The sequence below is a fragment of the Patiriisocius hiemis genome (genome assembly GCF_031846325.1).
Classification (GTDB): domain Bacteria; phylum Bacteroidota; class Bacteroidia; order Flavobacteriales; family Flavobacteriaceae; genus Patiriisocius_A; species Patiriisocius_A hiemis.
In genome coordinates, this window is sequence record NZ_JAVRHZ010000005.1 from 196,442 (window position 1) to 206,883 (window position 10,442).

8 protein-coding genes are annotated in these 10,442 nt (G+C 32.8%); 7 read left to right on the forward strand and 1 reads right to left on the reverse strand.

Going from position 1 to position 10,442, the window contains the following annotated elements:
• Window positions 1-41: 41 nt before the first annotated feature.
• Entirely contained in the window at window positions 42-1,142 is a 1,101-nt protein-coding gene (locus RM538_RS09885) for a diphosphomevalonate decarboxylase (protein ID WP_311333267.1), read from the reverse strand.
• 128 nt (window positions 1,143-1,270) lie between these two features.
• Here RM538_RS09885 and RM538_RS09890 point away from each other — a divergent pair, with 128 nt between their 5' ends.
• From RM538_RS09890 to RM538_RS09920, 7 genes are all read left to right on the forward strand, one after another.
• Window positions 1,271-2,395 carry a hypothetical protein gene (locus RM538_RS09890; RefSeq protein WP_311333268.1) on the forward strand — a complete coding sequence of 375 codons (1,125 nt, stop codon included), beginning with the start codon at window positions 1,271-1,273 and terminating at the stop codon, window positions 2,393-2,395.
• Window positions 2,396-2,448: 53 nt separating this feature from the next.
• The gene (locus tag RM538_RS09895; RefSeq protein ID WP_311333269.1) at window positions 2,449-3,021 is read left to right on the forward strand and encodes an RNA polymerase sigma factor; all 573 of its coding nucleotides are present in this window, start codon (window positions 2,449-2,451) and stop codon (window positions 3,019-3,021) included.
• The gene (locus RM538_RS09900; protein WP_311333270.1) at window positions 3,021-3,749 is read left to right on the forward strand and encodes a tetratricopeptide repeat protein; all 729 of its coding nucleotides are present in this window, start codon (window positions 3,021-3,023) and stop codon (window positions 3,747-3,749) included. The genes RM538_RS09895 and RM538_RS09900 overlap by 1 nt, the downstream gene beginning before the upstream one ends.
• The gene (locus RM538_RS09905) at window positions 3,742-6,984 is read left to right on the forward strand and encodes a CHAT domain-containing protein (RefSeq protein ID WP_311333271.1); all 3,243 of its coding nucleotides are present in this window, start codon (window positions 3,742-3,744) and stop codon (window positions 6,982-6,984) included. The genes RM538_RS09900 and RM538_RS09905 overlap by 8 nt, the downstream gene beginning before the upstream one ends.
• A gap of 127 nt (window positions 6,985-7,111) precedes the next feature.
• On the forward strand, window positions 7,112-8,851 hold the full coding sequence (locus RM538_RS09910; protein WP_311333272.1) for an FG-GAP repeat protein: 1,740 nt from the start codon (window positions 7,112-7,114) through the stop codon (window positions 8,849-8,851).
• Window positions 8,852-9,040: 189 nt separating this feature from the next.
• Window positions 9,041-9,889 carry a phage tail-like protein gene (locus RM538_RS09915; protein ID WP_311333273.1) on the forward strand — a complete coding sequence of 283 codons (849 nt, stop codon included), beginning with the start codon at window positions 9,041-9,043 and terminating at the stop codon, window positions 9,887-9,889.
• The coding region (locus tag RM538_RS09920) for a phage tail-like protein (RefSeq protein WP_489753169.1) at window positions 9,879-10,442 on the forward strand (564 nt) is incomplete at its 3' end. The genes RM538_RS09915 and RM538_RS09920, both read left to right, overlap by 11 nt.

Below are 10,442 nucleotides of genomic sequence, written 5' to 3' on the forward strand. Positions count from 1 at the left end.
AACATTCTATAACAAAAGTACAATAAAATTATGATTTATAATTATAAATAAATAGCTCCATTACCCACACAATCATGAATATACTCTTTGTTTTTACAATAGTTACTTAATTTCTCTTCAATAAATGCGGTAATAGTTTCTTTTTCGTTTTTAGGGTATAATACATGTACATTAGCACCAGCATCTAACGTAAAACATACCTTACTGTTTGTTTGTTTTCTATAAGACCAGATTTCATTAATGATGGAAAGGGTGTTGGGCTTCATTAAAATAAAATAAGGCATTGAGGTTAACATCATGGCGTGTAACGATAATGCTTCGGACTCAACTATAGCTATAAAAGTATCTACATCTCCATTTTCAAGTACAGGTATTAATTTGGAAAGGTTACTATTTGCTTGTTCAAATCGCTGGGTTGCAAATGGATGGTTGTGCATTAATCCGTGTCCCACAGTACTACTTACTTGTTTTTCGCCCTTATCTACTAATAAAATAGTGTCTTGATAATTTTTAAAAAAGTCATGAACTAAAAAGGGATATTTTGTGCCAAATAAGTTAGAACTTCCTTTAATTTTAATGTGCTCTCCCCAAACAATAAGAGGTCCTTCAATACTTCTTGATGCACTTCCTGAACCTAATCTAGCTAGAAATGATGCTTTTCTTTTCTGGTCGAGCGTAGTTGAGACCTTAGAGCCCTCAACTGTGCTCAGGGAAACAAGTCTCTTTTCCAACTCAACAAGGCACATTGCCAAGGCACTCATACCACTTGCCGAAGATGCAATACCGCTACTATGCGGAAAACTATTAGCTGTTTTAATTACAAATGAAAAGTCTTTTAAAAAAGGTACATATTGTTCTATTCGTTCAAAAAACACTTTAATTTTTGGCTCAAAACCTTCTTCTCTTTCACCGTCTAAAAAGACTTTAAAATCGTATTCCTTTGAGTTTTTTGGAGTGTATTCTAGTATTGTTTTGGTATGACAGTTAGAAAGCGTGAAGCTTATAGATGTATTTTTAGGTAATTGCTCACCATACTTCCCCCAGTATTTTACAAGCGCTATGTTACTTGGAGATTGGACCGAAATACTTCCCTTTTCTAGATTTTTAGAATAAGATTTTAGAATAAAATCTTGGTTTGTCATAGCCATGTTTTAAGTACAACAAATATACGCATTACTATAGCTTTGAAAAATTGATTAGGTTTTATTGATGATGTTTTTATACTTATTCGATGTATAATCAAAGAGCAAAAAAATAAATGTAAACCAGTATGAAAACAATAATCAACTTTTTACTTCTAATTATTTTAATAAGTTCTTCTTCGTGTATTATGGGAAGCTCTAAATCTGAAAACACAACCAATGCGTTTCTTAAAGCCGACTCTATAAATTATTACAAAGCAAAAGAAGATGATAATTTATACATAGATACTAAGCAAAACAAAGCTTTAGCTACACAAAATTTTAAAGGGCATGAAATTTATGATCAAAAAACAGGAATGTTATTTGGTAGAGTTCCCTTCCCTCAATCTTGGAAAAAAACACAAGACAAACTTTTTGCATATAAAGGACCAAACAATATAAAGGTTAGTGGCATTTTTGGAAAACAATTTTTTTATGGAAGCCCATATGGAGGACAAAACATTCCGCCTATGAGTCTACAACAAATAATTAATGAGTTTTTTATGCCAACTGCAAGGCAAACAAACAGAACCTTAACTAGTACTTACGAACTACCAAAAGTAGCACAAAAAGAAAAAAACTACTTAACAAGTCTATGGACATATGCTCCAATGCAAAAACAAGTTAATACATATGCTTTAGAGTGGAAAGACCCTAACAATATTTATTATATCACAGTCCTTTCTATTAATGACAACAAATCACAAGCAGGGAGTTATTGGACCTTTTCTGGTCAATACTTAGAAGCACCTAAAGAACACTTTAATGAAGCAAAAAAACAGTTTATTTACGGTCTTGAAAACTCATGGTACAACCCTGAATATATTTTAGCTTACAACCAAAGTGAAATGCAAAAAGCTGGATTTAGAAATGCGATGTATCAAAAAAGAGTGAGCGCTATAAAGCAACGAACTAATACAACTAAGAGTGTTGGAGAAATCTATAGTGAGATTTCAGATATAAATCATGCCGGTTATTTAAAGAGAAATAATATGAACAGTCATGGCCATTCTAAAAGCATTAGTGGTATTAATGAAACTGTAACAATCGCTAACCATAATACAGGGGAACATTATAGTGTACCTATGGGTAACAATCATTATTGGGTTGCCAATGATGGCACTTATTTTGGCACAAATAATAGCCTATATAATCCAAACTCAGATCAAAGAGTCTATGAAAAGGAGTGGTCAAAATTTGAGATTGAACAATAATATCTAAAACAAAGTATAACAAAAAATAAGTATCTTTCTCCATACTAACACCTATGGGGAAAGTCCTACAAATACAAGCGCAAGATAATATTGTTGTAGCCATACAAAACAATAATGAGCAATTGCTTAAACAATTGTATCAAGACAATTACAAAAAAATAGAGTACTACGTTTTGCAAAATAGTGGCTCAATAGACCAAGCAAAAGACCTCTATCAAGAAGCATTTTTGAGTATGTGGAAAAACGTTAAAGAGGACAAGTTTGTACCAAAAAATGAAACAGCATTGCAAGGGTATTTGTACACAATAGCAAAAAATAAATGGACAGACTATTTACGTTCAGCTCGATTTAAGAAAACCACAGGCATGCCTGGTAATTTTCAAATAAAGGAAAATGAAGAGGATAATAGCTATTTTGAAAATGAAACCAATAACAAACAAAGTTTAGTTTCAATAGCATTTAAAAAGCTTGGAGAAGAATGTAAAACAGTATTAAAACAGTTTTATTTTGAAAAAAAATCTTTAAAAGAGATTGCTTTACAATTTAATATTGGTGAAAACTCTGTAAGAAATAAAAAATACCGCTGCATTCAAAAACTAAAAAAATTGACAATTACCCCAAAGTAATGAATAACAAGAGCAACATACCAGAAAAGACATTTGAAACTATAGAGCGGTATCTCCTAAAAAAGATGACAACCGAAGAGTCCGTAGCTTTTAAATCTTCTTTAGAAACAGACACCGCGTTACAACAGCAAGTTGAAGAAGTAAAAAGTATAATTCATGGTATTGAAGAAGCTTCTTTAAAAGAAAAAATGGAAGTGTTTCATTCAGAAATGGAAACGAATACTCCCCTACAAAAGAAAAAATCTTCTTATTACTTTTATGCTATTGCAGCAGTTTTTCTAGGTGCTATTGGTTTGTTTTTCTTCTTTAATCAAGAAAGCACTAACGAAAAATTATTTGCAGAACATTTTACACCAGATCCGGGGTTACCAACCACTATGAGCACTACTTCAAATTACTTGTTTTTTGAAGGTATGGTTGACTATAAAATGGCAAATTATCAAAATGCGTTGACCAAATGGAATCAACTTCATGCTTTAAAACCAGAAAATGACACTCTAAATTACTTTATAGGGGTAGCACAACTTGCATCAGATAATGAAAAAGATGCTATAACTTTTCTTCAGAAAACAATTACAAAAAAAGAAAGTTTGTTTATTAGCGATGCTTATTTGTATTTAGGCCTAGCACACTTAAAAGCTGGAGAAAGAGATACTGCTAAAGAATTTTTAAAGCTAAGTTCTAGTGAAAAAAGCCTTCAGATTTTAAAAGAAATAAAAAATGAATAATAACTTGGACGGCAAGGCTAGATTAATTCTATTATTCCTTTTATTATTTGGCATAAGCAACGTCTATTCCCAAGAAGACACATTAACAGGAATTCCTAAACTTCGCCATCTAATTTACGATAACCAGCTAAAAGAGGCTCGATCTGAACTAACAACTCAAATTGAATATTTTAAATCCATAAAAAATTACGATACTCTTCCGTATTATATCGAATTTGTAGGTAGCTATAAGCTAGCAAATAAAAATTGGAACCTGGCCTTACAGCGAGCCGAATCTTTTGCTAATGAACTTAAAAAACAAAACGACCCTTCAATAACCAAAAACACTTTAAAAGAACTCGCTTGGATTTACGATGAAAACGGCAAACCAAATATTGCTTATAAATTAGTGGAAGAAGCACTAAAATATGCTAATCTTGAAATTGAAGAAAAAGGTGCAGATAAAGGAAGTATTATTTATAATATGGGATATTATGCAGCAGCAAATGGTGATTACATTCTTGCTAAAAAAAATTACATTAAGAGTTTAAGAGTGCTTCAAAGTTCTAAAGAAAAAGACTATGTTTTTTTTCAGCAAATCTATAATGCTTTAGGAGGTATTATGTGGCGTGAAGGTAAAATGGACAGTTGCAATTACTATTTTAAAAATTCATTAGAAGCTCTAAAAGGCGCTAAAAAAGAGCCTATAAATCAATATTTTAGACCAGCATTGGTTAAGATGAATATTGCCGTTGTTTCTAATATCTTAGGAAAGAATAAGGAGGCTATCGATTTTTCAGAAGAAGCTATTAAAAATTTTCAAAAGTATATCCAATTAGCCATCGATGAGCAAAAAAAGAATGGAGCTCAAACAAATATGTTGTCCGCCATAGACAACCTTGGCGTTTTCTATAATGCAATAGGAGAATATAAAAGAGCAGAAGAGTTAATTACATACTCTTATGGACAAAAAAAGAAGACTAAAAACCCTAATGACCCTAACTTAATTATCTCAAAAATTATTTTAGCTCAAGCTAAATTAAACACAAGAGATTTTAAAGGAGCCGAAGTGTTTTTAGATGAAGCATTGGCGCAAATTAATAAGATTCCAGGGTTCCAGTTGTATTGGAAAGCAGGAGCTTTAGGAACAAGAGGAAAAGTCTACGAAGAAAATAATGAAATAGAGAAAGCCAAAGAAATATATCTACAAGCCGAAGAACTTTATAGAAATAATTTAAATGGTAATTATAATAATGAGTTTTTGATTGAACTAAGCACCATGGCTATTTTTTATGCAAAAAATAATTTTTCTGAAAAAGCAAAGTCACTCGCCCATGAAATCTATGATGTTACAAAAAAAGGAGCTTTTAAAAATACACTTCAAGAGCAAAATCAAATACTAACCATAGCAGAAACATATTTTCAACTCAACGATTATAAAAACTCACTAAAATTTAGTAAAGAAGCAATAGACTTTAAAGTAAAGTCTGAACAAGATAAAACTGCAATAATAGATTCAATTCTTATACAGTTTTCTAAACCTAGAGCTTATTTAATAAACGCAAAATCACAATATAATTTAAACCCAAATCCGTCTAAAGAAGAACTTCTCGAAATCTTAGCTAAAATTGAAAATGGAATAGAAATCTTAGAACAAAGAAAAGCGGTAATAAAAAACTATGAAGATCTTACACAGCTAATTTCGCAAAATGACGAACTATTTAATTTTGCAAAAAAAATTAGACTAAAACTTTATGAGAAAACCAATGATAAAAACTACTTATCTCAATTAGTTCAACTTCACGAAGCAAGTATTTACAATAGAATTAGGGCGAGATTAAACTTAAGACAAGAAATTAAGTATTCAGGTATTCCAAAAGCAATTATTGAGCAAGAAAGTAAATTAAAACTTGCTTTGAGCACCTCTTTGGAAACAGCAGATGGGAAAACGCTACAAACATATTTTAAAGCTTCTAAGGAAATGGATAACTTTCTTAAAATGCTAAAAGAAAAGTTCCCTAAATATTATCAACTTAAATACGGCTCTATTAAAGTAGCCTTAACCAATATTGAATCTATTGCCCCTAAAAACACAACTGTCGTTAGATACATCTTTATAAATGATCAATTATATGCACTACTAATTAGTAAATCAAATTTTGAGTTAATAAAACTTAACTTTAATGAGATTAAGGCTCAGTTACATGACAGGCAGCAGGGTGAATTTAATGTAATGAATATAAGCCCTAAACTTCATAAAATATATCAAGTTTTATGGCAACCCATTGAACATAAAATTGACCATAAAAATGTAATCATTATACCAGATCGTGAGCTTTATAATGTAAGTTTTGAGTCATTATTAAAAAATGAAATTAGTTCTTTTTCTGAATTTAAAAATGAAAGTCTTTTAAGTGATTATGCCTTATCCTATAATTTCAGTCTTCTTTTAATTAATGAAACTGAAACATCCTCTAGCATCAAAAATGATTATGTAGCCTTCGCACCAGAATTCAATTCAAAAATGAAACAAGATTATGAAATCGCTATAACAGATTCATTATCTTTAGACAAAACGTATCTTACTTTATTACCCCAACCTTTTAGTTCAAAATTAGCCGAAAAATATGCTCGTCGATTTAATGGAGACGTTTTTACTAATGAAAATGCCTCCAAACAAGTCTTTATAAATGAAGCCAACGAAAACAAAATAATTCATATAGGAACCCACGCCGAATCGAATAATATTTCTCCCGAGCTATCAAGATTAATTTTTGCTAAAAATTTAGAAAATGATTCGCTTGTAAATAACAATTCACTCTATACCTACGAAATTTACAATTATAACCTTAATTCAGATTTAGCTATTCTAACCGCTTGTGAAACTGGAAAACCAGCTTATCAAGCAGGAGAAGGTATGATTTCTCTATCACACGCCTTTAATTATGCAGGCAGTAAAAGTATCTTAACCAGTTTATGGAAAATCGATGAAAAATCAAGTGCAGAGATTGTAGCCTCTTTTTATGATTACTTAAAAGCAGGAAACACAAAAAATGTTGCATTGCAGAAAGCCAAATTAGATTATTTATCTTCCTCTCAAGGTCGTACACTCGCACCTCAATATTGGGCTGGACTGGTACTTATTGGTGATACTACACCTATTGATTTAAATACTGGATATGCTTGGTGGGTATATGCTATTATTGGTGTTGTACTACTCGTTTTCTTATTTATTTTCTTAAGAAGAAAAAAATAATTCATTTTTTTTTGATGACATTCTTAAATCACTTCGATGTACTATTGAAGTGACCCCAAAACCACTACCCTTTTTGCCCAAAAAAGCCAAAGACTTACCTACTCATGCTTTTTAAATTTTTAAAAAAATGAAAAAAGCACTATTATTATTTGTGTTGCTATCCCAAATGGTCGTAGCCCAAGTTGGAATAAACACGACAGACCCCAAAGGTGTGCTAGACATTACATCGGTCAATAACCTTGGACTTGTTCTACCACGTGTTTCCAGTTTAGAACAAGTTACAGACAATAATGGCAACAATGCTCCTAACGGAAGTGTCGTATATGACTTATCCAGAGAGAAAACTTGTTTCAGAATTAATGAAAGTTGGGTATGCATGGGAATTGATCCAAATTCTGGCAACCCTACTTTTGATACAGAGTTAGTATATACCTGTTCTTCTTTTGACTACTTAAAACCTACAGTAACACAATTTGAAGATAGGTTTGGGTTTAAAGTAGATACTAACGCTACTGGAGATATTATTGCAATTGGTAGCCCTGGCGAAGATAGTAATGCTGTTGGAGTTAATGGAGACCAAACCAATAATACAGCAACAGATTCAGGGGCAGTTTATGTATTTGTAAGAACTGGAGGGGTATGGGTTCAAGAAGCATACATTAAAGCTTCAAATAGCGAAGCAGGCGACTTCTTTGGATATTCCATTAGTTTAAACGATGTGGGAGATAAACTAGCAGTAGGTAGTTATAGAGAAGATAGTGGAGATGCAACCATAAATGGAAATGAGAGTGATAATACTGTTCAAAATGCTGGAGCAGTTTATATTTTTAATCGTGTAGGTAGTAATTGGTCTCAAGAGGCATATTTGAAAGCTAACTTTGTGAATCAAAATTCATCTGGATTTGGTGAGAATTTTGGTGCTGAATTAGATTTTAATGGAGACGGAACTGTCTTAGCTGTAGGGGCAACTGGAGACGATAGTGCCGATACAGGTATAAACGCCGATCCTTCAATTTTTCAATCTAGAGGTTCAGGAGCAGTTCATCTTTTTAGTTATAATGGCAGCAACTGGCAATATGATAATTATATAAAAGCTGCCGTGATTGATGAAAATGACAATTTTGGCATAAGCGTTAAACTAAGTTCTAATGGCGAGCGGTTAGTTGTTGGGGCACATAATGAGATGAGTAACTCCACAACCATCAATTCAGGGGAAACCAACAACACAATAGTCAATGGAGGTGCTGTATACGTGTTTGTTAAAAATAGTGGGATATGGAGTCAAGAAGCTTACATTAAACCTTCTGCTATAAATGCACAAGATAGGTTTGGCCTGGACATAGCTATAAATAGTGATGCTAGTGTTCTTGCCGTAGGTGCTCCTTATGAAGATAGTAATGCAACAGGAATTAATGGAAATGCTAGTGATAATTCGACTAATGCTGCTGGCGCAGTCTTTGTATTTAATCGATCAGGAACTACATGGAGTCAACAAGCATATATAAAAGCCCCTTTTGCAACTTCTGGGTATTTTGGGATTGATTTAGATTTAAATAGTGATGGTGACAAATTATTAGTTGGTAGCCAATTGGAATCTAGTGACGCTTCTTGCTTTAATGGTGATTCAGCTAATACCAACAACATTAGCTCTGGTGCAGCTTTCCTCTTTTCATTTAATGGTTTAAATTGGAGTCAATCAACCTATATAAAATCCCCTAATCCAGATGCGGGTGATTGGTTTGGTGAATTTTTAGCAATATCCAAAAATGGTAACACAATAGTCATAGCTGCTAGGAGAGAAGATAGTTCAGATGGGACACAAAACAATTCTCTAACCGATGCTGGAGCGGTGTATGTTGTAGATTAAAACACTAACCTCTATTTATAAGTTCCTAAAAATAAAGAGCTTATTAACTAATTCATTATAATTAATAGTTTATTGATGACATTTTAAATTCACTTCGATGTACTATTGAAGTGACCCCAAAACCACTTCCCTTTTTTGCCCAGAAAACAAGCCAAAGCTTACCTACTCGTGCTTTTTAATTTTTAAGAAATGAAGAAAGCATTTTTAGTAATAATTTTTGTTTCGCAAATAGCTTTTTGCCAAGTAGGTATCGGTACCATAACTCCAGATGGTTCTGCTGCTTTAGATATTTCCAGTTCAAATAGCGGATTATTAATTCCTAGAATGACGGAATCTGAAAGAACTGCTATTGCAGACCCTGCCAACGGACTTTTAATATATCAAACAAACAATGGTGTTGGGTACTGGTACTACAAAATAAACACTTGGACATTCTTGTCTAAAGAGGGTGATGAAGATTGGAAAGGAAATGGAGAAAATGATGTAAATCAAAATATCTATACAAGAGGAATTGTAGACATAAGGCAATCTAGCGGTATTGCAGCATTAACAATTGGCAGTAATACAACTACGCCATTTACAGATGGTGTAATCGCAATTGGTCCTTATACTGGAATCTCTAGCACCTCAAAACTTGTAATTGGAAAAGAACGTGTTGCTACAGCTTTTGATAGTATTTACTCATGCGCAGGGGTTACTTGTTCTTGGGTAGTTTTTGCTACAGAATATACCAATAAAAATGCTTTTGAAGTAGAACAAAGTGGAGCAGTTACTATTAATTCCAGATACACTTTACCCTTAGAGGATGGTAGTTCAGGTGAGTTTTTAACTACAGATGGCGATGGAAATTTATCATGGCAAGATCCCTCTACAAGACTTCTTAATACTGAAAGTGTAAATAGAACTCAAACTACTAAAAATAATCTTGAAAAAATTAAATCCCTAGAAGAGCAGGTAGATTTATTAACTAAGAAATTAAACAAACTAGAGACTTTACTTTTAAAAAGTTCTTACAAAAGAGAAGAAAATGAAAACTAAATTTTTATACCTAACAATGCTATTCTCTTGGGTACTTTCTGCCCAAGTTGGTATTAACACAATTACACCTGATGCCTCCTCAGCACTTGATATTGTAAGTAGTGAAGGAGGAATTTTAATCCCTAGAATGACAGAATTTGAAAGAGACCTAATTGCAAGCCCAGCTACTGGTTTAATGATTTTTCAAACTGATAATACCTCAGGGTTTTATTATTACAATGGCACCATTTGGACTACCATTGCTCCTTCTGGAGGTGGAGTTGGTGAGTTTCAAAGCATTTCAGGAATAGTGCAAAACACTACAGCTGTAGGTAGTGATGATTTTGTGTTTGGAGATACAGATCTTGACGGGAGTGGAAGTAAATTCTACTTTGATACTAGCAAAGGAGCTTTTCGAGCAGGACAAATATTTGGCACAGAGTGGGACGATGCTAATGTTGGTTTTCAATCAATAGTATTAGGAACAGGTACTGCTTCAGGAACTTTAAGCTTTGCTGCTATTGCAGGGAATGCTTCGGGTAATGCAGCAGTTTCATTTCAAGGGTCCTCCTCT

What these genes read in the sequence shown, in the direction of transcription:
- RM538_RS09915 (WP_311333273.1), top strand. Translation starts at nt 9,041, where the DNA reads ATGAAGAAAGCATTTTTAGTAATAATTTTTGTTTCGCAAATAGCTTTT.
- RM538_RS09895 (WP_311333269.1), top strand. Translation starts at nt 2,449, where the DNA reads ATGGGGAAAGTCCTACAAATACAAGCGCAAGATAATATTGTTGTAGCC.
- RM538_RS09890 (WP_311333268.1), top strand. Translation starts at nt 1,271, where the DNA reads ATGAAAACAATAATCAACTTTTTACTTCTAATTATTTTAATAAGTTCT.
- RM538_RS09905 (WP_311333271.1), top strand. Translation starts at nt 3,742, where the DNA reads ATGAATAATAACTTGGACGGCAAGGCTAGATTAATTCTATTATTCCTT.
- RM538_RS09910 (WP_311333272.1), top strand. Translation starts at nt 7,112, where the DNA reads ATGAAAAAAGCACTATTATTATTTGTGTTGCTATCCCAAATGGTCGTA.
- RM538_RS09885 (WP_311333267.1), bottom strand. Translation starts at nt 1,142, where the DNA reads ATGACAAACCAAGATTTTATTCTAAAATCTTATTCTAAAAATCTAGAA.
- RM538_RS09900 (WP_311333270.1), top strand. Translation starts at nt 3,021, where the DNA reads ATGAATAACAAGAGCAACATACCAGAAAAGACATTTGAAACTATAGAG.